This is a genomic window from Arachnia rubra (assembly GCF_019973735.1).
Lineage (GTDB): Bacteria > Actinomycetota > Actinomycetes > Propionibacteriales > Propionibacteriaceae > Arachnia > Arachnia rubra.
This window is the reverse complement of the sequence record NZ_AP024463.1, coordinates 1,098,658-1,119,664: the sequence shown is the minus strand read 5'-3', so window position 1 is coordinate 1,119,664 and position 21,007 is coordinate 1,098,658. Positions and strand designations below refer to the sequence as shown.

The 21,007-nt window shown below is 64.5% G+C and carries 17 protein-coding genes and 1 pseudogene; 1 reads left to right on the top strand and 17 read right to left on the bottom strand.

Features of this window, described 5'->3' with window-relative positions; all coding sequences use genetic code 11:
* Window positions 1–81 precede the first annotated feature (81 nt).
* The 5 genes from SK1NUM_RS05065 to SK1NUM_RS05045 all read right to left on the bottom strand — a co-directional run bounded on the left by SK1NUM_RS05065 (window position 82) and on the right by SK1NUM_RS05045 (window position 6,694).
* Complete coding sequence (locus SK1NUM_RS05065) at window positions 82–1,452, bottom strand: right-handed parallel beta-helix repeat-containing protein (protein WP_212326144.1); 1,371 nt, start codon at window positions 1,450–1,452, stop codon at window positions 82–84.
* A gap of 204 nt (window positions 1,453–1,656) precedes the next feature.
* Window positions 1,657–3,057, bottom strand: coding sequence for a right-handed parallel beta-helix repeat-containing protein (locus SK1NUM_RS05060; RefSeq protein WP_212326142.1), 1,401 nt, complete (start codon window positions 3,055–3,057; stop codon window positions 1,657–1,659).
* Window positions 3,058–3,319: 262 nt separating this feature from the next.
* Complete coding sequence (groL, locus tag SK1NUM_RS05055) at window positions 3,320–4,909, bottom strand: chaperonin GroEL (protein WP_212326140.1); 1,590 nt, start codon at window positions 4,907–4,909, stop codon at window positions 3,320–3,322.
* A 15-nt stretch (window positions 4,910–4,924) separates the two neighbouring features.
* Entirely contained in the window at window positions 4,925–5,221 is a 297-nt protein-coding gene (gene groES / locus SK1NUM_RS05050; RefSeq protein ID WP_212326138.1) for a co-chaperone GroES, read from the bottom strand.
* A gap of 336 nt (window positions 5,222–5,557) precedes the next feature.
* Window positions 5,558–6,694, bottom strand: coding sequence for a THUMP-like domain-containing protein (locus SK1NUM_RS05045; protein WP_212326136.1), 1,137 nt, complete (start codon window positions 6,692–6,694; stop codon window positions 5,558–5,560).
* Between the two features lie 104 nt (window positions 6,695–6,798).
* Between SK1NUM_RS05045 and SK1NUM_RS05040 the strand changes: the two genes are divergently transcribed.
* Complete coding sequence (locus SK1NUM_RS05040; RefSeq protein WP_212326134.1) at window positions 6,799–7,158, top strand: RNA-binding S4 domain-containing protein; 360 nt, start codon at window positions 6,799–6,801, stop codon at window positions 7,156–7,158.
* 37 nt (window positions 7,159–7,195) lie between these two features.
* Here SK1NUM_RS05040 and SK1NUM_RS05035 read toward each other — a convergent pair whose 3' ends face one another.
* The 12 genes and pseudogenes from SK1NUM_RS05035 to SK1NUM_RS04980 form a co-directional block, all read right to left on the bottom strand.
* Window positions 7,196–8,956 carry an ABC transporter ATP-binding protein gene (locus SK1NUM_RS05035; protein WP_212326132.1) on the bottom strand — a complete coding sequence of 587 codons (1,761 nt, stop codon included), beginning with the start codon at window positions 8,954–8,956 and terminating at the stop codon, window positions 7,196–7,198.
* Between the two features lie 10 nt (window positions 8,957–8,966).
* Window positions 8,967–10,031 (bottom strand): ABC transporter permease, encoded by a 1,065-nt coding sequence (locus SK1NUM_RS05030; RefSeq protein WP_212326130.1) that lies wholly within the window; start codon window positions 10,029–10,031, stop codon window positions 8,967–8,969.
* The gene (locus SK1NUM_RS05025) at window positions 10,028–11,548 is read right to left on the bottom strand and encodes an ABC transporter permease (protein WP_212326128.1); all 1,521 of its coding nucleotides are present in this window, start codon (window positions 11,546–11,548) and stop codon (window positions 10,028–10,030) included. Before SK1NUM_RS05025 ends, SK1NUM_RS05030 begins: the two co-directional genes overlap by 4 nt.
* Before the next feature lie 197 nt (window positions 11,549–11,745).
* Window positions 11,746–13,563 (bottom strand): ABC transporter family substrate-binding protein, encoded by a 1,818-nt coding sequence (locus SK1NUM_RS05020; protein ID WP_212326126.1) that lies wholly within the window; start codon window positions 13,561–13,563, stop codon window positions 11,746–11,748.
* A gap of 154 nt (window positions 13,564–13,717) precedes the next feature.
* The gene (gene tsaD, locus SK1NUM_RS05015; RefSeq protein WP_212326124.1) at window positions 13,718–14,761 is read right to left on the bottom strand and encodes a tRNA (adenosine(37)-N6)-threonylcarbamoyltransferase complex transferase subunit TsaD; all 1,044 of its coding nucleotides are present in this window, start codon (window positions 14,759–14,761) and stop codon (window positions 13,718–13,720) included.
* A complete protein-coding gene (locus tag SK1NUM_RS05010; protein ID WP_212326115.1) occupies window positions 14,758–15,213 on the bottom strand; it encodes a GNAT family N-acetyltransferase in 456 nt (151 codons plus the stop codon). Before SK1NUM_RS05010 ends, tsaD begins: the two co-directional genes overlap by 4 nt.
* Entirely contained in the window at window positions 15,210–15,830 is a 621-nt protein-coding gene (gene tsaB / locus SK1NUM_RS05005; protein WP_212326113.1) for a tRNA (adenosine(37)-N6)-threonylcarbamoyltransferase complex dimerization subunit type 1 TsaB, read from the bottom strand. The genes SK1NUM_RS05010 and tsaB overlap by 4 nt, the downstream gene beginning before the upstream one ends.
* Complete coding sequence (gene tsaE, locus SK1NUM_RS05000; protein WP_212326097.1) at window positions 15,827–16,744, bottom strand: tRNA (adenosine(37)-N6)-threonylcarbamoyltransferase complex ATPase subunit type 1 TsaE; 918 nt, start codon at window positions 16,742–16,744, stop codon at window positions 15,827–15,829. Before tsaE ends, tsaB begins: the two co-directional genes overlap by 4 nt.
* Window positions 16,745–16,756: 12 nt before the next feature.
* Window positions 16,757–18,107: pseudogene (locus tag SK1NUM_RS04995) on the bottom strand (DEAD/DEAH box helicase).
* A complete protein-coding gene (locus tag SK1NUM_RS04990) occupies window positions 18,104–18,613 on the bottom strand; it encodes a hypothetical protein (protein ID WP_223928038.1) in 510 nt (169 codons plus the stop codon). Before SK1NUM_RS04990 ends, SK1NUM_RS04995 begins: the two are co-directional and overlap by 4 nt.
* A gap of 427 nt (window positions 18,614–19,040) precedes the next feature.
* Window positions 19,041–19,736, bottom strand: a complete 696-nt coding sequence (locus tag SK1NUM_RS04985; RefSeq protein ID WP_223927824.1) for a TetR family transcriptional regulator — start codon at window positions 19,734–19,736, stop codon at window positions 19,041–19,043.
* Entirely contained in the window at window positions 19,733–20,953 is a 1,221-nt protein-coding gene (locus tag SK1NUM_RS04980) for an MFS transporter (RefSeq protein ID WP_263407073.1), read from the bottom strand. The genes SK1NUM_RS04985 and SK1NUM_RS04980 overlap by 4 nt, the downstream gene beginning before the upstream one ends.
* Window positions 20,954–21,007 lie beyond the last annotated feature (54 nt).

Below are 21,007 nucleotides of genomic sequence, written 5' to 3'. Positions count from 1 at the left end.
AGATATCTCTTTCACGCCATAAACGAGCGGGGCGCATTCACCCGAATGCGCCCCGCTCATTTTCACGATCGAATGACCCGATCAGGCAATCTTGAAGGTGCTGCTCTTGTCGAATCCTGTCGCGCCCGACCACGCCTCATGCTGCTCGATGGTCTCAGAGCGCTGCTGCTGCAGCTTCTGTCCCGCCTTAAGCTGGATTTCATTGTTGTCGATGACCATTTGCGACTTGCCCTGTGGCGAGCGATACATGTAGGCATTCTGAGCACCGATGAAACGATTCCCAGTGACCTTCAGGTCCATCGGCAGATCCTCGGCATAGGAAAGAAGATGCACACCACCCTCATCCTTGTTCGTGCGAGCCTCATATCCCCAGCCGACACCTGCATCGGAGCAGTCATTGCCGGTGAAGGAGCAGTCTTGGTACCCGGCACCCGACCCACGGTTGGAGCCAGTCGCCCACACCTCGAAGGACTGGCTGCAGCGCGTGATGTGATTGTTCTTGTAGTGCACGCTCTTCCAGCCCAGGAGATTGCCCTCCTGCGGCCCCTGCATGGTGGTTGCGACATCGAAGACATCCTCAATGGTATTGCCCTCTGCCAGCACATCGCTGTTGCCAATCCAGACCTGGATGCCATTCCCATAACGAATCCAGCCGCTTTTAAGCGGGGTGTAGCTGCCACCGATTTGGCGGATCTTATTGTTGAGGATCTTGATGCCAGAGCACTGCCCATGGATGCTCACCCCGTGGCCACCGGTACCGACCAGGTCGAGATCCTGAACCGTGACGTTGGATACCGAATAGGCATCAACGAGGTTTCCATCGACCGCGACCAGGATCTCACCGACCTCGGCAGGATTCTTCGGAGCTCGTACGGTCAGGGACTTCGAACTATGATCCGAGTAGAAATCCCAGTCGGACTTCAGCTCGCCCAGGGAACCCACCTTATTGAGGTGGTGCTCGCCATTGACCCACAGCTGGCCGACATTGCCTCGCTTGCTTTCATCCGACGAGGTATTGCCAGTGTAGTTATTGGTATCCCCCAGATTGATCTGCCACAGGTTGTTTCCGGCCGACTGCCAGGCATCGGCCTTATTGAGAATCTTGTACCCTAGGATCTGCGGAGCCTCGCCAGTGCCGTAAGCTCCAATGGTGAGGATACCATCACCGCCTTGAACATTCCTCAGCCTGAGGAATTCACCATAGAAACGCTGACCACGCTTGAAGAGAACGCTATCGCCATGGACAATCTGCCCTTTGACAAAGGCCTCATTGACCCGGTTGATGGACTGCCAGGGGGCACCTTCCGAGGTGCCATCGGCTTTATCATTACCGTCCTCTGCGACGTAATAGGTCTTGCCGCCAGCGGCGGAAGCTACGGAAACACCTCCTAGGAGTGAGACGGCAGGCAAGGCTGCGGCCGTGGCAAGAATACGGCGACGACTAATGGACATTCGAGGCTCCGCTCAGTAGAAGATATCTGCGGTGCTACCGGCAACGAAAGGCTCTCTGCCGGGCATTTATGCCAACTTATGAGAGCGCTCCCAGCAACTCAAGTCAACCGAATGGCCGACACCGCCGCGATACCTTTTCGCGAGACTTTCGCAGCATGACCAGTGGGGCGCGCTTCGGAGAACGCGCCCCACCAGGCCCACGATTCAGTTGTTGGATCCAGCGATCTTGAAGGTGCTGTTCTTGTCGAATCCAGTCGCGTCCGACCACGCCTCATGCTGTTCGATGGTCTCTTCCCGCTGCTCCTGCTTCTCCGGGGGACGCGGCTGCTGGAGACGCTGCCCCGCGGCCAGCTCGATCTCGTTGTTGTCGATGACCATCCGAGACTTACCCTCAGTCAGACGGTACATGTAGGCATTCTTAGCCCCAATGAACCGGTTCCCCGTGATGGATAGCTCCATGGGGAGCTCCTCGTTGTAAGCAAGCAGGTGCACACCGCCCTCGTCCTTGTTCGGACGGGCCTCGTAGCCCCAGCTGCCGATGCCCGCATCGGTGCAGTTGTTGCCGGTGAAGGAGCAGTTCACATACCCGGCGCCGGAGCTCAGGTTGTTCCCGCGTGACCACACCTCGAAGGACTGGCTGCAGCGTGTGATCCGATTGTTCTTCACGTGGACGTTCTTCCATCCGATGAAGTCGTTCTCCTGCTCGCCCTGAAGGGTGACAGCGACGTCGTAGACGTCATAGATGATGTTGCTCTCCACCATCACGTCGCTGCTGCCGATCCACATCTCGATGCCATTGCCGTAGCGCGTGTTGGGGACGCTGTAGCCGATCAGCTCGCTGCCGCCGATCTGGCGGACGCGGTTGTTGAAGATGCGGACCCCAGAGGCGCCCACCACCTGGATTCCATGGCCGCCACAACCAATCAGGTCGAGGCCCTGAATGGTGGTGTTCGACCTGGCCTGGAAGATGCGGCCGTCGACGGCGACACGGAGATCACCGTAGCCGGTCGGATTCTCTGGGATGCAGATGGTCAACACCTTGGTGGTCGAGTCCGAGTGGAAGTCCCAGTCGGCCTTGAGCTCGGCCACAGATGCCTTCTTATTGCCGTGCAGGTTGTTGTTCAGGCGTAGCAGGCCGACGTTGCCCCCACGTTCCTCCGTCGAGGAGGTGTTCCCGAAGTAGTTGTTGGCATCTCCCAGGTAGATCTGCCAGAGGTTCGCGCCGGCCTTCGACCAGGCCTCACGTTTGTTCAGCACCTTGTACCCCATGATCTGGGGGCGATCACCCTTGCCATAGGCGCCAAACGTCAGCCGCTCATCACCGGAGGGGTCCGGCAGACTGGGGAACTCCCCGTAGAAACGCTGACCACGCTGGAACAATATGGTGTCGCCATACGCGATATCCCCCTCGGCCATGGCCTTGTTGACCCGGTCGATGGATTTCCAGGGCGCGTCAGTGGAGGTGCCGGCAGCCTCATCGTTGCCATTCTCGGCAAGATAGAAGGTTCTGCGCGACCGCGCCGATGCAGCAGGTGCACCTGCCAGCAGGCTTACCGCGGGTAGCGCAACTGCAGTGGCCAGGATGCTGCGACGACTGATGGACATTCTGAGCTCCGCTCGGTAGGGAACATGCGGTCCGACCAGCGATGAAGATGATTCACCGTTGAGTCATTGACGTCAACTTATGAGAGCGCTTCCATTAGTCACAAGTCGTCCAATTGGATGACACTTACTTCTATTTTTCTACCAAAGGCTGTCGGAAGCTCCGTCGGCGCATGCACCCGAACCAGCGGCAAAATCCCTTGTGAAAACACATTGAGGGGGCTCCAGGATCACTGCCCTGGAGCCCCCTCAAAGAGGATTCAGCTCACTTGTCCTCTTCGTCTTCCTTCTTCTCCACCACGAGGGTCTCCGTGGTGAGCAGCAGGGAGGCGATGGATGCGGCATTGGCCAGCGCGGAACGGGTCACCTTTACCGGGTCGATGACGCCGGCCTCAATGAGGTTCTCGTACACACCGGTGCGGGCGTTGTACCCCTGACCCGGCTCCAGCCCCGCGACCTTGGAGGTGATCACGTAACCGGCCTCACCACCGTTCTCGGCGATCCAGCGCAGCGGCTCCACCACAGACTTGCGGACGATCGCGACACCGACCCGCTCGTCTCCAGCCAGGCCGAGATCGCCGTCGAGCACCTTGGCGGCGTGGATGAGGGCCGAGCCGCCACCGGCGACGATGCCCTCCTCGATGGCCGCGCGGGTGGCCGAGACGGCGTCCTCGATGCGGTGCTTCTTCTCCTTCAGCTCCACCTCGGTGGCGGCACCGACCTTGATGACGCACACGCCACCGGCGAGTTTCGCGACCCGCTCCTGGAGCTTCTCGCGATCCCAGTCGGAATCGGTGCGCTCGATCTCGGCGCGCAGCTGGGCGACGCGGCCCGCAACCTCGGACTGCTCACCAGCGCCGTCGACGATGGTGGTGGTGTCCTTGGTGACGACGATGCGACGGGCGCGGCCGAGGACCTCAAGGCCGACCTGGTCCAGTTTGAGACCCACCTCGGGGGCGACGACCTGGCCGCCGGTGAGGATGGCGATGTCCTCGAGCATGGCCTTGCGGCGGTCACCGAAGGCGGGGGCCTTGACGGCGACGGAGGTGAAGGTGCCACGGATCTTGTTGACGACCAGCGTGGACAGGGCCTCACCGTCGACGTCCTCGGCCACCACGAACAGGGTGCCCTTGGCGGCGATGACCTTCTCCAGCAGCGGGAGCAGGTCGTTCATGGAGGAGATCTTGCCGGAGTTGATGAGGATGTAGGGATCCTCCAGGACGGCCTCCATGCGGTCGGCGTCCGTGACGAAGTAGGGCGACAGGTAGCCCTTGTCGAACTGCATGCCCTCGGTGAACTCCAGCTCGGTGCCGAAGGTCTGGGACTCGTCGACGGTGATGACGCCGTCCTTGCCCACCTTGTCGAAGGCATCGGCGATCAGCTCACCGATCTGCTCATCCCGTGAGGAGATGGTGGCGACGTTCGCCATGTCGGCGGTGGTGTCGACCGCGCGGGCGTTCTCGTGCAGCCGCTCGACGACAGCCTCAACTGCCTTGTCGATACCGCGCTTGAGCCCGACGGGGTTGGCTCCGGAGGCAACAGCCCGCAGGCCCTCATGGACCAGGGCCTGAGCCAGCACCGTAGCGGTAGTGGTGCCGTCACCCGCCACATCGTTGGTCTTGGTGGCGACCTCCTTGGCCAGCTGAGCGCCGAGATCCTCGTACGGATCCTCCAGCTCAACCTCCTTGGCGACGGTCACGCCGTCGTTGGTGATGGTGGGGGCGCCCCACTTCTTGTCGAGAACCACGTAGCGGCCCTTGGGTCCGAGGGTCACCTTCACAGTGTTTGCGAGGATGTCGACGCCACGCTCCAGAGAGCGGCGGGCCTCCTCATCGAATTGCAGAATCTTAGCCATCTGTCACTTCCCGATTCAGCGGGTTACGACCGCGAGGATGTCGCGGGCGTTGAGCAGCAGGTAGTCAGTGCCGTCGTACTTGACCTCGGTGCCGCCGTACTTGCTGAAGACCACGACATCGCCCTCGGCGACGTCGAGCGGAACGCGGTTGCCCTTGTCATCAATGCGGCCGGGCCCGGTGGCCACGACGCGGCCCTCCTGCGGCTTCTCCTTGGCGGTGTCAGGGATGACCAGGCCGGAAGCGGTGGTCTGCTCGGCCTCGAGCGGCTGGACGAGGACGCGGTCCTCGAGCGGCTTGATCGTGGTTGCCACGACAAACCCCTTTCTGTAGTTGTCCGGCTGACGCCGGATTCAGTTCGGTGTCCGGTCCGGGCGTCGTCGCGGGTGCCACCCGGGTGGCACCCGGGCCTACCGAGTGCCAGAAAAAGGCTATACCCCCGTTAGCACTCAATCAAGCCGAGTGCCAAGAAAGTGTCGGATCCGAACACCTCACAGCGGGACCGCCTCCTCCAGCACCCGCTGCCTGAGGCCAGGGCGCAGCGTGCTTTCAGGAACCAGATCCACTTCGGCGTCCACGAGCTCGGCGATGCGCACCCCAGGCGCCCGGGAGTAAGAAGTCCGAGCGGCTGCTCCATCTCGAACAGCAGGTCAGCCCACCCGTTCGACCACGAAGGCCCTGGCTCCGGCGGCGGTCCGGGCCAGCAGCAGGGTCGCGGCCCCGTCGCCCCTCGGTTTCAGCTGTTTCCGCAGAACGGCGGGATCGACGTCGATGGCGCGGCGTTTGATCTCCAGCCGCCCGATGCGGTGCTGCCGGACCCAGCGCCTCAGGGTGGCGACGTCGTATTCGAGGACCTCGCGCACCTGATAGTCGGTCACGAAGGGGCTGGAGGCCGGGGCCTCAGAGGAGGCATAGGCCACCCCGGCGGCCAGCAGCCAGCCGCCTGGGACGGCCTCCGCGACGAGCCCGGCACGGATGACGGCATTGTCGGGTTCGTGAATGAACCCTCCCGGCGGGGCGACGGGCAGCGGCCCGGCGCCCCGCACCAGGATGTCGGGCTCGGTCTCTCCCCTGGGAAACACCACAGCCCTGGGGCCAGGCGGTGAAATGTTGCTGAGCATGACCTCGACCACATCTCCCCCCACCGAGACCCACGCGGCACCGGCGCCGTCAGGGATGAGCTGCTTCGGCAGGCCAGGGCCGAGCTTGGCGATGGCTGCCTGCTCCCCCGTCAGATGGCCTTCCACCAGCGGCCACGGCGGGGTGAGGTCGGCGACGTCCCAGGTCCGGCCCCGCGCGGTACGGCGGGCCGGGTCGAGGAAGATCCCACCCCACTCGGGAACCTGGACGTCCTCGGCGCGCCCCACGGTCACCTCTCCACCCCCGACCAAAGCCAGGTTGGCCCGGGCAAGGGCAGCGGTCACAGGATCCAATTCGACGGCATGAACGCCGAGGCCCGCCTCCGAGAGGGCCATCGCGTCAACCCCGATCCCACATCCCAGGTCCCAGACCTCGCTGACACCGGTATCGACGAACCGGGCGGCACGCCACCGGGCCACCACCCAGCGAGTCGCTTGTTCCAACCCATCGGGGGTGAAAAACATCTGTTCCGCCATCGGCAGTTTCCCCCGGGCCCGGCGCCTCAGGGCCACCTGGGTCAGAGCAGCAGCAGCCAGTTCCGACGGGAAACGCCGCCGCAGCCGCTCGGCTGCGCCGAGTGAATCCGGATCGGACTCCGCTGCCGCCATTTCCAGAGCCATGGCACCGTCATCGCTCAGAATGTCCACACACGCAGCCTAGGGGTTCCGGTTGAGCCGACCGAGCCGAAACCACTCAGTTCGTGAAAGACCTGGCGGCAGGCACTCATCCGCAATTCTCCTAGAATTCCTGCATGACCCGAATCGACGTGTGGCTGTGGAGCGTCCGGCTTTTCAAGACCCGTTCACTGGCGACGAAAGCCGTCACCGGAGGGCACATCCGGCTCAACGGCGACCCCGTCAAACCGGCACACACAATCAGGCCCGGGGATCGCGTCACCGTCAAAGAGCCCGGCTGGACACGGGAATTCGAGGTGATGGAACTGCTGAGCAAGCGGGTCGGAGCACCCATCGCCCGGAAGGCCTACGTGGACCATTCCCCCGAACGTCCCGCGTTCCTCAACGTGCCAGTTGCCAAACGCGATCGCGGCGCGGGGCGCCCGACGAAGAAGGACCGCAGGGCCATCGACAAGCTGATGGGATCGGGGGATTGAAAACCCCCTCGAGTCGACCAGCTCGCGCCGAGGACCTCTACTGATCCAGTTCGCGGGTGTCGAGTTCCACGACTTCGTCACCCAACGCCGCCAGCAGGCGGTGACGCTCCTCACGCCGTTCGCGCTGCTCGATGGGATTCGGGACGGGGGCAGCGGCCAGGAGCCGTTTGGTGTATTCCTCCTGCGGATCGAGTAGCACCTGCGCACGATCCCCCTTCTCGACGATCTTGCCGTGCTGCATCACGACGACACGGTGGGCGAGGGAGTCGATGACGGCTAGGTCATGGCTGATGAACAGGCAGGCAAAGCCGAAATCGCGTTGCAGGTCGGTCAGCATTCCCAGCACCTGGGCCTGCACCGACACGTCGAGAGCCGACGTCGGCTCGTCGGCGATCAGCAGGTCCGGGCTCAGCGAGAGCGCGCGTGCGATCGAGACACGCTGCCGCTGGCCGCCGGAGAGTTCGTGCGGATAACGGTTGAAGGCGCTCCTTGGAAGCTCGACGGCCTCCAGCAGCTCGTAGACCCGTTTCTGCCGCGATGCCTTGTCCCCGACCTTGTGCACCTCCAGTGGTTCGGAGATCACATCGCCAATGGGAAGGCGCGGGTTAAGGGATGCGGCAGGGTCCTGGAAAATCACCCCGATACGGCGCCGCAGCTCCTTCAGGTTTCGGCCCTGTGGGCCCTTCTTCGAGCTGGCTCCCCGGACCAGTTCCTGGCCGAGCACCTTCACGTCGCCCCCGGCGGCTGGGATCAGTCCCAACAGCGCCCTGCCAATGGTGGATTTCCCGGAACCCGACTCCCCCACCAGGCCGACGATCTCACCGCGTTTCACGTCAAAGGTGACGCCGTCAACCGCACGGAACGGTCTTTTTCCGGTGCGTTTGTACTCCACGACCAGTTCATTGACCTCGAGGGCCGACGTGGCGTTCTCGGCGACATCGGACGGTACAGAACCGAACTGGCCATGCCCTGCCCCCAGGTGCGGAACCGCGTCCAGGAGTTTTTTGGTGTAGGGGTGCTGCGGGTTGAGGAGGACCTCCTCTGCCGTACCGCGTTCGACGATGTTGCCCTTGAACATCACTGCGACTCGATCGGCCATGTCCGCCACGACACCCATGTTGTGGGTGATGAGCAGGATTCCGGTGTTCAGTTTTTCCTTCAGCGATCTCAGCAGATCGAGGATGTCGGCCTGCACGGTCACGTCGAGGGCAGTGGTGGGCTCGTCGGCGATGATCACCTCGGGGTCGCAGGCAAGGGCCATGGCGATCACCACACGTTGCCGCATACCACCGGATAGCTCGTGGGGGTACTGCTTGACGCGCCGCTCCGCATTCGGGATACCGACGGCTTTGAGCAGGTCGATCGCCTTCTGCCAGGCGACCTCACCGTGTGCGACGTTGTGCACCTCCATCGACTCGGTGAGTTGCTCGCCGATCTTGATGACCGGGTTCAGGGCAGTCATCGGCTCCTGGAAAACCATGGCAACACGATTGCCACGCAGACTGCGCATTTCACGCGGGCTGAGGCTCCCCACTGTCTTGTCCGCAACCATCGTGTCGCCGGTTATACGCGCGGTCCTGGGCAGCAGACCGAGGGCCGTGGTGGCTGTCACCGACTTGCCCGAACCCGATTCGCCGACCAAGGCCACCACTTCGCCGGGCTTGACCGCGAGGCTGACGCCCTTGACGGCCTGAACCCGCCCGAACTCAGTACGGAAGCTGACATCCAGTTCCCTGAACTGGAGCACCGGCTCGAGTTCTTTGGAAGACGGAGTGGTCTCGTTGACTTCAGTGCTCATTTCTTTCCCCTCAGTCCATCTGCTGCCGCGGGTCGAAGGCATCGCGCAGGCCGTCGCCGATGAAGTTGACGCACAGCGCAATGACCAGGATGAACAGGCCCGGCCACCAGAACAGCCAGGGTCGAGTGCCCATGGCAGCCTGGTTCTCGGAAATCAACAGACCCAGCGAGGTCTCGGGAGACCTGACTCCGAATCCCAGGTAGGACAGCGCCGTCTCCAACAGAATGGCCGAGGCAATCAGCAGGGTCGAGTTCACCACGATGGTGCCGATGCAGTTCGGTAGGATGTGCCGGAAGATGATGCGCCAATCCGATGTACCGATGGCTTTGGCCGCATGCACGAACTCACGTTCCCGCAACGAAAGCACCTCGCCACGCACCAGGCGTGCCATCCCGGTCCACACCACGAGCCCCAGCACTCCGGCCAGAATGTAGATGTTCGCACCGTCGACCATGCGCCCCAACACCGCGGCCAATACGAGCAGCGGGATGATGATCACGAGGTCAGTGGCCCGCATGAGGACTGATTCGACACGCCCACGGAAGTAGCCGGCAGCGGAGCCGACGACGGTTCCGATCGCGGTCGCAATGAAACCGACGACGAAGGCGATGATCACGGACTTCTGGGTGCCCTGCATCACCAGGGCGAAGTAGTCCTTGCCAATGGTGTTCTGCCCGAAGGGGTTCTCCCCCAAGGAGAAGGGCCACAGCTGGAAGGTGGGGGCACCGTTCGCTTTGGCCAGCGGGTACAGGTCGACGTGGTTTTTCGGCCACCAGAGGCTGGAGGAGAACGCGAGCACAATGACCAGGAGCAGGATGATACTCGCCGCCATCGCTCCCTTGTGGTGGAGGAAACGGCGACGCACCAGGGCGCCTTGAGAGTAGGAGTTCCGGCCCGCTTCGTCGATCGTCTCTTCCAATTCGTATTCTCCCGGATCCGGACTCACCTGATCGGGTTCACTGGTTTCAGGGACGCCTTGCCCCTGCTCCGAGGTGGCCTGCTCTGCGTCTTTGTGTTCCGGTTGTTCCGGTTTGTTCTGCTCGGACATCTTTTCCTCGGGTTCTGTGGGGCTCATCGGGAGATCCTCGGGTCGAGGAAGGCGTAGGCGATGTCGGCCACCATGTTCATGACGACGGCGGCGGTACCTGTCACTAGGAAGAAGCCCATGATCCTGTTGGGGTCGGCGGCCAACAACCCTTCCTTGAAGAGCATGCCCATGCCCTGCCAGCCGAAGACGGTCTCGGTGATAACCGCGCCACCGACGAGACCGGCGAAGTCGAATGCCACGATCGTGGCAAGTGGGATCAGGGCATTACGCAACGCGTGACGGGTGATGACCTTACGCTCGGAAACACCCTTGGAACGGGCTGTGCGAATGTAGTCCTGGTTCAGGACCTCCAGCATGGAGGCTCGTGTATACCGGGTGTAGGAGGCAATCGAGATCAGGGTCAGCGCCATCGTCGGGAGCAGTATGTGGGTGAGGCCATCGATGGTGTATCCCCACCAGCTGGTGTCCAGGTTCGGCGTGGACGCTCCGATGGTGGGGATGGGGTGATCGACGTCCTTCAGATAGGCGGCCCAGTTGCTCAGCAGCAGATCGATCATCGCAGTCAGAGAGGCCAGCAGCGAGGTGATCACCGAGGCGAAGGTCGCCTGACGCTTGGAGAACCCACCCAGCAGCTGCCCCGCAGCAATGCCGACCACGATGGCGGCTGCCAGCAGACCGAGCAGCAGCGGCACTGAGGGATTCGTCATCAACTCCCCACGCAGAGCGACATAGCCGATGATCCCCCCAAGAACCGTTGCCCCCACTGCGTTGCGCACCTTCTTGTTCTCAAAACCGCTGGTGAGCACGACCATCAGGGCACCGATGCCAATCACCACCAGGATGTACATGGGGATCCCGAAGACGGGTTTACGGAGCCAGCGCACGGCGTCGAAGTAGACCATGATCCCGGCAAAACTCACGGCCAGGGACCCGAAGGTGATCAGGCGCCGCTTCCACGAACCGCCGACGATCGCTGCAACGATGAAGGCGAGTACCACAGCTGTCACCGCTATCGTCAAGGGCGCGAAACGCGCCTTCTCTATCCAGTTGTTGAACTCGATGGCCGCGTACTGCTTCAGTAGCACCGCAAACCAGAACACCGGGAGCGAGAAGAACACGAAAGCCATCAAAGTGATGGCATAGTCGAATCCGCTGTACTGCCTGATGGCGGTCAGGATGCCCAGAATGACACCCGTGACAATGGCCAGGCAGACCGCGAAGATCACCAGCCTGACCGAGACCGAGGCCGCCGAGGAGAGCAGGACGGTAACGGGCTGACCGCTGCTGGCAGTACCCAGGTCACACTGGCCGTACAGACACTTCGCCGCGCCTCCGAGCCACTCCAAGTACCGCTCATACCAAGGCTTGTCGAGCCCCATGAAGGCGATCCGTTGCTTCATCAGGTTGTCCCTGTTGGGCGAGTTCGATTCGCGCAGATCCGCCAGCGGATCACCTGCGTTGATGGCCAGGACAAACATCAGCAGAGAGCCCAGCAGGAGGACCACCACAGAGATCCCCAAGCGTTTGGCAATGTACTTGATCACGAGAGTTCCTATTCCAGGAGGCTGTCAGGCCAACGCCTGGCTGACCCATAGCGCCCGATGATAGAGCACTTCCGGGCAACAATGCGCCGGCCACCTTTCACCTTTGAGACGAGTAGTCCCTTGGAAACAGTTCGTGGGGGCGAGCCTCCAAGACAGCCCACCCCCACGAAAGAGTTCAGTTCAGATCAGATCAGATGTCACTTCACCCGCCATTGGTAGGCGTTCCAGGACGTCAGGGTCTGGGTGGATGTGGGGCGGACGTTCTTGACCTTGTTCTTCCACGCGGTGACGCCCGGGTGGGCGTAAAGCGGGATGTTGAACAGTGTGTCCCATTCCGTCTTCTCGATGATCTTGAGCTGCTCGAGCTGCTCCCCCCGGTCAAGGGTGTTGGTCATCTTGTCCCAGGCCTGGTCCACTGTCGCGTTGGAGTACTTACCGTAGTTCTGGGGCCTACCGGTGGCCTGGATGTTCTGTCCGGTGACGATCTGACCGGAGCTCGACCAGGCATAAAGAGCGACCTCGTAGTCGCCATTCACGAGATCCTTCTGGAAGAAGTCCGGCGCAGGGGAATCCACCACGTTGAAGCCGGCATCCTTGCAGGAGGACTGGATGGCCTGGACGGTTTCCGTGCGCCGCTGGTTGCCGGCTTTGTATCCGAGCCGAACTTTGACGGGAGTCTGAACGCCGCTTTCTGCCACCAGCTGCTTGGCCTTCTCGATGTCGACCGTGTCGTACCGACCATCGTAGGACGTTGAAGTGATCGTCTTGTAGTCGGACTGGAACGGGAACGCTTCCCGGGCGTTCATCACCGTCGCATTGGGATCAATCGGTTTGATGATGGTGTCGACGATGGTCTGGCGCGGAATGCAGTAGGCGAAGGCCTCGCGCAGCTTCTGTCCACCCTGGGAGTCAGAGAACACGTTGTTGTCACGGAAGTTGAAGTCCAGGTGTTCCCAGGTCAGTTCCGAGTAGGTCGACATGTTGACGGAGGACCCCATGCCCTTAAGGGTGTCGACGGTGTCAACGGTAGCCTGCGGACGAATCACATCCAGGTCACCGTTCTGCAGCGACTGCGCCATCTGGTTGTCGTCCACGTAGGAGAACACCAGATTCTTCGTCCCTGCTGGGGTTCCCCAGTAGTTCGGGTTCGCCTCCAGAGTGACGTTGTTGTCCTTCCACGCCTTGAGCTGGTAGCGGTTCGAGGACGGGACCAGATCGGAATTGGGCAACTCGCCCGGGTTGAAGATCCAGCCGCTATTCCAGAAATCAGCCGCCTTCTTGACCGTGTCCGCATCGCGGCTCAGGATCGCCTGAGCAAGCTGGTCGGAGGTAAGACCGGCCTGCTTGGCGACCACATGGGCCGGGAGCGGGGGATCCACCATGATTTTGTAGTCAGGGTAATTGCCCTTGAACTTCATGGTGAAGGTCTTGCCGTTGATCTCACCCTGCGGCCCCTCCGGGACCTGTTCCGCCCACACCGTGGAGACATGGTTGAAGACAGCCTGGGCATTCTCGTCCGTTCCACTGATCAGACCCGGCGCCACGAACTCGGGGTTCTGGGCGGCCCAGGCCAGCAGGAAGTCGTTGATGGTGACAGGGGTTCCATCCGACCACGTAGCCTTGTCGGAGATGGTGTACTTCATCTCGAGCGGGTCCTGGCTGACTGTCTCGAAAGAACCGAATTCCTTGTCCTCGCAGATGGTGCCGTCAGTACCGAAGTACCAGAAATTACCGAGAAGCTGATCAACGACCACCTGGTTGTAGACGGAGTTCGTCGCCGAGGTGAGCGAGTTGTAGGCACCCCAGTTTCCAGCGCCGGGGCTGTAGACCACCTGACCATCGGCAGTCTCCTTGATACCCACGTCCCGGACGCATGGATTGTCGCCTCCGATGGCGGTCTCGGAGGCTGCGGGCTTGGCATTGTCTTCGGCCTCGTCGCCACTGGAACAGGCACTGAGCACCAGCGCTCCGCTCACCAGCACAGCCAGGGCCGCCTTGGTTCCCCTGAACTTCATGTTTTCTCCTTGTCGTGAGCCGACATGCGGTCCCACCACAGGACCGGTTGGCATCGGACCCTAGTGGTAGTCGAAGTCATCACGCACCCCGGGGGTCAGTTGTGAGACATATTGTTACGTATCTGATACGTGAGACCCCTTATCAGACCACAGTTCAGACCACAATCCGAGTGACCGGCAGCCCGGTCTGAGCGGAGAAGTCCAGCGGCGACGACGGCAATCCTGCGCGCACGGCTGTCAGGCCGACGGCGGCGATCATGGCCCCGTTGTCGGTGCACAGCCCCGGCCTCGGTCGCCGCACCGCAAGCCCCTCTCCGCCGGCCCGTTCCTCAAGCAGTCCACGCAGCCGTGAGTTGGCGGCTACTCCCCCTCCGAGCAGGATCGTCTCCACCCCGAGATGCTGGGCAGCGTCAAGGGTTTTGGAGACCAGCACATCGGCGACGGCTTCCTGGAAGCTGGCGCACACGTCTCCCACAGGAACCTCCCGGCCCTCCAACCGGGCGGTCTCCACCCAACGCGCCACCGCCGTCTTCAACCCGGAGAAGGAGAAGTCGAAGCGGTGTTTCTCGAGGTCGTGGCGCGCCGTCAGGCCGCGCGGGAAACGGATGGCCGCGGGATCGCCACCGGCCGCGGCGCGATCGATGACGGGACCACCCGGGTAGGGCAGGCCGAGCAGTCGCGCCACCTTGTCGTAGGCCTCACCCGCGGCGTCGTCGATGGTGGAGCCCAGTTCCTCGATGTCGCGGGCCAGGTCGCGGACGTGCAGCAGGGAGGTGTGACCTCCGGAGACCAGCAGGGCCAGGGCGGGCATCGGGAGGGGGCCGTGGTCGAGGAGGTCGACGGCGATGTGCCCGACGAGGTGGTTCACCCCGTACAGCGGTTTGCCGAGGTACGCGGCGAGGGCCTTGGCGGCCGAGATTCCCACCAGCAGCGCCCCCATCAGGCCGGGCCCGGCGGTGACCGCGCTGGCGTCGATCTCAGCGAGGTCAACGCCAGCGGCGGCGACGGCGCGTTCCAAGGTCGGTACGAAAGCCGAGAGGTGCGCACGGGATGCGATCTCCGGCACGACCCCGCCGAAACGCACATGCAGGTCGACGGAGCTGGCGACCTCACTGGCCAGCAGCTGGTCGCCGCGGACGATCCCCACGCCGGTCTCGTCGCACGAGGACTCGATACCCAGGATCAACGGTTCGCTCATTGGTACTCCTTCACGCCTTCCGGTGCCAGCGTCATCTCCAGGACCAGCGCATCGGCGCCGCCGTAGTAGCTCGCACGCCGGGCGACAGCGGCGAACCCGGCTCCACGGTAGAGCTCGATGGCCGCCGGATTGTCATCGGCCACCTCCAGCATCACATTCCGTGCGCCCTGCTTCGTGGCCCAGGAAAGCCCGCTCTCCAGGAGATGAGCCGCGATCCCCCGCCTACGATGCTCCCCAGCGACGATGATCCGGTCCAGGTCGACGGTCTCCCCGGCACAGCGCCAGGCCGCGCAGGCAATCACCGTGCCGGCTTCAGCAACCTCGACGAGCCGCCCGGGCCCAGAGATCTCTTCCAGCCAGGACACCTCCGACCAGCGCCGCCGCATCGGGAACGCAGTCTCCAGGCCGGCCAGCGCGGGAGCATCCGCCGGGTGGGCTGGACGGACAATCATCGCGGGGCCCTGAGCCGGGGCAGCGCCGACTTGCGGGCCTTCGGCACCGTGGCGTCCGCGGGCCGCAGGTAGAAGGGTTCGCCGTCAACGGGCGGCAGGCTGCCCCAGCAGGCTGCCAGCACGCCCGCGTCGAGGGCCCGCGGACCAGCGGGATCATCGAAGACCGGGCCGGCCGCAGGCAAGCCGGGCAGGGTTTCCGGTGCGCTCACCTGGGGGTCGTCGACCCTGGTGCCGTCCCGGTAGAGCGCCCAGTAGAACTCCCTGCGCCGGGCATCGGAGGCCACGACGAACTCCGGCGGCGCGTCGACCCACTGCGCGGCCAGCACATCCAGGGAACAGACGCCATGCAGAGGCCTGCCCGAGACCGATGCCAGAGTCCGGGCCGCGACGATTCCGACCCGCAGCCCGGTGAACGGCCCAGGACCCATCCCGACGGCATAGGCGCCGACGTCGGTCACGGCGATACCCACCGAGGCGCAGAGACGCTGGACCAAGGGGATGAGGGTCTCGCCGTGGGCCCGGGTGTCGGGCACCACCTCGGAGGCCACCGGCTCCCCGTCCCGGGCGAGGCCGGCGGCCACATGGTGGGAGGTGTCGATTCCCAGGGTCCAGGTCATGGTTGCCTCCTCAGGGGTTCCAGCGCTCCGGCCCAGCGGGGACCGACGCCGGTCAGGGTCACGTATCGGGCATCATCACCGGCCTGACGGTCGATGTCTATCTCCAGACGGTCCTCCGAGAGCCATTCAGCAAGCCCCTCCCCCCACTCGACGAGGGTCACCGCCTCCGGCAGGGTGGCATCGAGGTCGATGTCAGCCAGTTCTCCCGCGTCCGTCATGCGGTAGGCATCGACGTGCACCAGGCTGGGGCCGGCACCGGCAGACGGGTGGATGCGGGAGAGCACGAAAGTGGGTGAGATCACCGGCCCCTCGACGCGCAGGCCCTCACCGATGCCCTGCGCAAGGGTGGTCTTGCCCGCACCCAGCCCGCCGGTGGCGATGATCACGTCTCCGGCCCGGAGCAGGCCCGCCAGCTCCACTCCGAGGGCCTGCATCGCCCCAGGCGTGGGGACGGTAATCCCGACGGGCAGGTCACGTCCCAGGACCAGCCCGTCGGTGTTCTGGCGGACCAGGGTGAAGCCATGCTCCGACCACCACTTCGCGAGCTCCGGGAATTCAGGGCGGCACAGGAGTTCCACTCTCCGCAGGCCTGCGTCCACCGCGAGCGAGACGGCACCGCCGACCATAGCCTTCGCGACTCCGCGGCCGGCCGCATCGGGGAGGACGCAGACCCGCCGCAATGTGGCGGTCTCGCCGTCCCGCGCCACCAGCAGGCTCCCGACCATGCGACCGCCGTCGAAGGCGCACACCCCCCACCCCTTGGCCAGGGCCCGCTCCACATCAGCGAGACTGTCTGAAAGCGCAGCTGGCGGGGGCCCTGCGGGGCGACGGGCGGAAAAGGCGGTCTGGCTGACGCGCAGCATTCCTGGGGCATCGGCTGCGGTGGCCAGCCGTACCTGAAGAGTGTCGGTCATGGCGGGCAGATTTTAATCCCGGTCTTCCCGGTGGCCACGATCCCGCCGCCCGCCACGCCGCCAGGGGCCGCGGCCACGGCCGCCGCCGGGACGGCGTCGCTGCTGTGGGCGAGGTGCGATCAGGGCCTGGTAGTCGGCCTCCGTGACAGGCGCACCGAGGCAGGGCCGGGAACCTGTCAGCGACGTGAGCGCCTCGCTGCCCGGCGTCACCTCAACCGGTTCAGTCTTGACCCCGGCCTGACCCACCATGCGGCGCATCTGCTTGCGCTGATGCGGCAGGACGAGACTCACCACGGCCCCCTCCTCCCCTGCCCGGGCAGTGCGCCCGGCGCGGTGGAGGTAGTCCTTGTGGGTCTTGGGCGGGTCCACCTGGAGCACCAGGGAGACGTCGTCGACGTGGATGCCCCGCGCCGCCACATCGGTGGCTACCAGGACAGGCACCTCCCCGCTCTTGAAGGCCGCGAGGATGCGCGCACGCGCCCCCTGGGTGAGACCGCCGTGCAGCGCCCCCGCCATTACCCCGGCGTCGCGCAGCTGTCCTGCGATGCGGTCGGTTCCCATCTGGGTGCGGGCAAAGATGACGGTCCTGCCCTCGCGGTTCGCGATCTCAGCCGTGACCTGGTTCTTGTGATGTGGTGCCAGGAGCAGCACATGATGACTCATGGTGGTCACCGACGCCTTGCCAGAGTCCACCTCATGGGTCACAGGATCCGCGAGATAGCGCCTGACCAGCTTGTCGACGGCGCCGTCGAGGGTGGCGGAGAACAACAGCCGCTGCCCGTCGGCCGGCACGGCGTCGAGGATGGTGGTGACGGCTGGCAGGAAACCGAGGTCGCTCATGTGGTCGGCCTCGTCGAGGACCATCACCTCGACCTGGCTGAGGTCGGCGGCTCCCTGCTCCAGGAGATCGATGAGCCGGCCGGGGGTGGCCACCACCACGTCCACTCCCCGTTCGAAGGCCTTGATCTGCGGCGCGTAGGCCATGCCACCAGCCACCAGGAACAGGCGTAGCCCCATCACGGCGGCCAGCGGGGACAGGTTGTCGGCGATCTGCAACGCCAGTTCGCGGGTGGGGGTCAGGACCACGGCGCGGGGGGGTACCTGTCGCCTCACCGGCAGCCAGACGGGTCAGCAGCGGCAGGCCGAAGGCCAGGGTCTTCCCGGAGCCGGTGCGTCCGCGCCCCAGCACGTCCCGACCCGCGATGGCGTCGGCGATGGTGGCGCGCTGGATCGGGAAGGGATCTGTGATGCCCTGCTGGGCGAGGGCCGCCACGAGCGGGATGGCCACCCCCAGCTCGGCGAACCCTGAGGTCTCGTCGCGTTCGGTGACCTCAACGTCGACGGTGGTGGCCTGCCAGCTCATCTGGTCCAGACCGGAATCCTGGACGTCGTGGGGCTCATGGTCTCGGCGGCGGTCGAAGCCACGGGGCTCGTGTTCGCGGCGACCACGGGAACGGTCATGGTGTCCCCTGGCGGGGCCCCGGTAGCCGCGGGGGCGGTCGTCCCGGTCGAAGCCACGTCGACGGTCGGAGTCATGGCGTTCGAAGCCTCGGTCATCGCGCCAACCACGACGATCAGCGTCGCGATCGACGTCACGCCGTCCCGGACGCCTGGAATCCCTGTCCCAGTCCCGGCGCGAATCATATCGCCGGCCTTCCCGCCGGTCGGCATCGTGCTCACCGCGCCAGCGGCCACTGTCGCGGCGGTCATCCCCGCGGAACCGTTCACGCGAGTCCCCGAACCGCCGGCCCCGCCGCCCCCCGTCGCGGAAGGGCTCGTCGCGGTCGCGGAATCTCCCGCCTCGCGAGTGGTCGCCATCCCTGTCATCACGGGAGAACCGGGACTGACGGGGGTCGTCGCGACGCTCATGCCAGTCGGCGCGTTCCACGCGGCCCGGGATCTCGTCGCGCCGGGCGCGCGCCTCGGGGTTGCGGACTCCTCCGGATTTGCGGGGTTTGTGGCCGCGGGCTGCGCGCTCGGCGGCGGTCCAACGTCTCTTCGGGGTACCGTCCGCCTTGTGCGACTTGGGTTTCTTCTTGGGCATGGCCATGTCAGGTCCTCAAACGTGCTCGTCTCGGGCCCAGCGGAGAGATCCGCGGGCTGTGGCTCGTCTCGTCCCATAAGAGAAGCTCTCAACACAAGACGGCCGTTGGCGCTTGATGCGCGATGCTGACAGCCGGTATCCGGCTCAGGGAACCCGGGGATTGGTCAGCGACGCCCCGGGCCGGGCCAATGAGGCCGACGCATCACTGTAGCCCACGAAAGCGCCCTGGACCCAATCATCAGGCACAGCCGATCACTCCGGACGCTCGACAGGGAGGTTGTCGGAGTTGTGCCCGATGGTCACGGACAGACCGTCCAGGAGCACCTCCAGCTTTCTGCGGAACCACTCGAAGGGGGCGACGCCGACGGCGGCTCGTCTCGCCTCCGCAACGGCCCTGTGACACGCGTCCCAACCGGTCTCTGCCTCCGAACCCCAGACCTCCTTGATCTCTGCGCGCCTTGAGCCGTCATCACCCAGCAGCCCATCAAGGTGCTCCACGCCGCGGCGGCTGTCGACCACGAGGTCGAACACCAGGTCGCAGGACAGTACCGCCTCCTGCGCGGTGAACCCGCAGTCCATCAGGTGGACGCACACATCGTCCAGGATCCGGATTCCCTCAGATGGAATGATGCCCCTGGACACCTCGGTGGCCGAGCCGGGGTGGCTTTCATACCCCCACCAGGCGCAGTGGGCGTACCGGGCCAGCACTTCACGCCAGGTCCCCTCCAGCTCGGGCCAGGCTATGGACCCGATGACGAGGCCGAGCCCCAACCGCACCAGTTCATCACGGTCGGGTGCATAACGGAACAGAGTGCTCTCCCCCACCCCGAGACGCTCCCTCACCGCCGCGAACGTCAGCCTGGGGAAACCGGTCTCAAGCACCGCCTGCGCCACCATCCCCCGGGTGAGCCGGGGCGGACGCCCTCTTCGCCCCTCCGCCGCCGTCAAAGCTCAACCTCCTGCTGCTCCGCGAGTGGCTGGAAACGTCGGAAAGCCGGGTGCACCGTCACGAATACGGCAACGAACGTCAACACGATCAGCGAGATTACGACAGGAAGGGGCTGCCACCAGCCATACAGGATGGTGCTGAGCGTCGGGGCCATGACGTAGGTGAGGCCGTTTGTCGCGCCGACCACCCCGGCGACTCCACCTTGCTCGTCATGCCGCACCAGCATGGTGGGCCCCGCCATGTACCCGGGGATGGCGATCCCGAGCCCCAGACCCAGCAGCGAGAGGGCGACGAGCAACAGCCACATTCCCGTCTCCGGGAGCAGGGCCACAAATCCCAGCGCAGACACCACCGTCCCAACGCGAAGCAGCGTGGGCGGAGCCCACGTGCTCTTGGGGACGATCACCACCTGCGACAGCACCATGCCCAGCCCCATGCAGAGCATCATCAGGCCGGTGATCTGGCCCGCCTCCTCAGAGCCCAGCAGGAGCCGGTCCTTGATGAGGAAGCCCGCCGTGACCTGGATGAATCCCAGAGCCGTGAACATGCCGAACCCGGCGAGCAGGAACGGCCAGATGCGCGCATCGGCTGGGCTGACCCGCTTCGGGGCCGCGATGAGCTGGCCGCGTTCCCCATGTCCGAGCTGGAGAGCCACGAGGATCAGGCTGATGCCGATCATCAGAGGAATCACGCCGATGGGGACGAGCAGTCCGAATCCGGCCAGCGCACCCCCGATGATGGCTCCCAGGATGGACGCGAGCCCCTGCACCGCACCGATCCCGGCCATGCCCTTGACACGCTCCGGACCGTCGTCGGTGACCTCGGCGATATAGGACTGGGCCGTGGGAAGCACTGCGGCGATGGCCACCCCGAACGCCACACCGCGCAGCAGCAGGAACAGGGCGAACAGCAGCCACCCGCTCAGCCCGCCACTCAGCCCCACGGCCGTCACCCAGGTGAACAGGGCCATGGTGATGACAGCCATGGACAACGCTGCCACCAGCACGGGTTTGGCACCCAGTGCCTGGGCACGCCTGCCCCAGACCTGCGAGGTGAGCACCACCATCAGCGCAGCGCTGGAGATGGTCACCCCCACCTGCCAGTCCTGCAGCCCGAGGTCACGGGCCAGTGGGGCAATGATCGGGTTGAGGGTCATCTGACCCACGTACACCATGAGCACAGTGCTCAGAAGCAAAGGGGTCTGGGGTCGCGACACCCCATTTTTACGCCTGCTGCCAGCGGTCACATCCACAACCTACACCTATTTTTG

What these genes read in the sequence shown, in the direction of transcription:
- SK1NUM_RS05035 (WP_212326132.1), bottom strand. Translation starts at nt 8,956, where the DNA reads ATGAGCACTGAAGTCAACGAGACCACTCCGTCTTCCAAAGAACTCGAG.
- SK1NUM_RS05030 (WP_212326130.1), bottom strand. Translation starts at nt 10,031, where the DNA reads ATGAGCCCCACAGAACCCGAGGAAAAGATGTCCGAGCAGAACAAACCG.
- SK1NUM_RS05020 (WP_212326126.1), bottom strand. Translation starts at nt 13,563, where the DNA reads ATGAAGTTCAGGGGAACCAAGGCGGCCCTGGCTGTGCTGGTGAGCGGA.
- SK1NUM_RS05010 (WP_212326115.1), bottom strand. Translation starts at nt 15,213, where the DNA reads ATGATTGTCCGTCCAGCCCACCCGGCGGATGCTCCCGCGCTGGCCGGC.
- tsaD (WP_212326124.1), bottom strand. Translation starts at nt 14,761, where the DNA reads ATGAGCGAACCGTTGATCCTGGGTATCGAGTCCTCGTGCGACGAGACC.
- SK1NUM_RS05065 (WP_212326144.1), bottom strand. Translation starts at nt 1,452, where the DNA reads ATGTCCATTAGTCGTCGCCGTATTCTTGCCACGGCCGCAGCCTTGCCT.
- SK1NUM_RS05060 (WP_212326142.1), bottom strand. Translation starts at nt 3,057, where the DNA reads ATGTCCATCAGTCGTCGCAGCATCCTGGCCACTGCAGTTGCGCTACCC.
- SK1NUM_RS04990 (WP_223928038.1), bottom strand. Translation starts at nt 18,613, where the DNA reads ATGAGCGTCGCGACGACCCCCGTCAGTCCCGGTTCTCCCGTGATGACA.
- SK1NUM_RS05040 (WP_212326134.1), top strand. Translation starts at nt 6,799, where the DNA reads ATGACCCGAATCGACGTGTGGCTGTGGAGCGTCCGGCTTTTCAAGACC.
- groL (WP_212326140.1), bottom strand. Translation starts at nt 4,909, where the DNA reads ATGGCTAAGATTCTGCAATTCGATGAGGAGGCCCGCCGCTCTCTGGAG.
- tsaE (WP_212326097.1), bottom strand. Translation starts at nt 16,744, where the DNA reads ATGACCGACACTCTTCAGGTACGGCTGGCCACCGCAGCCGATGCCCCA.
- tsaB (WP_212326113.1), bottom strand. Translation starts at nt 15,830, where the DNA reads ATGACCTGGACCCTGGGAATCGACACCTCCCACCATGTGGCCGCCGGC.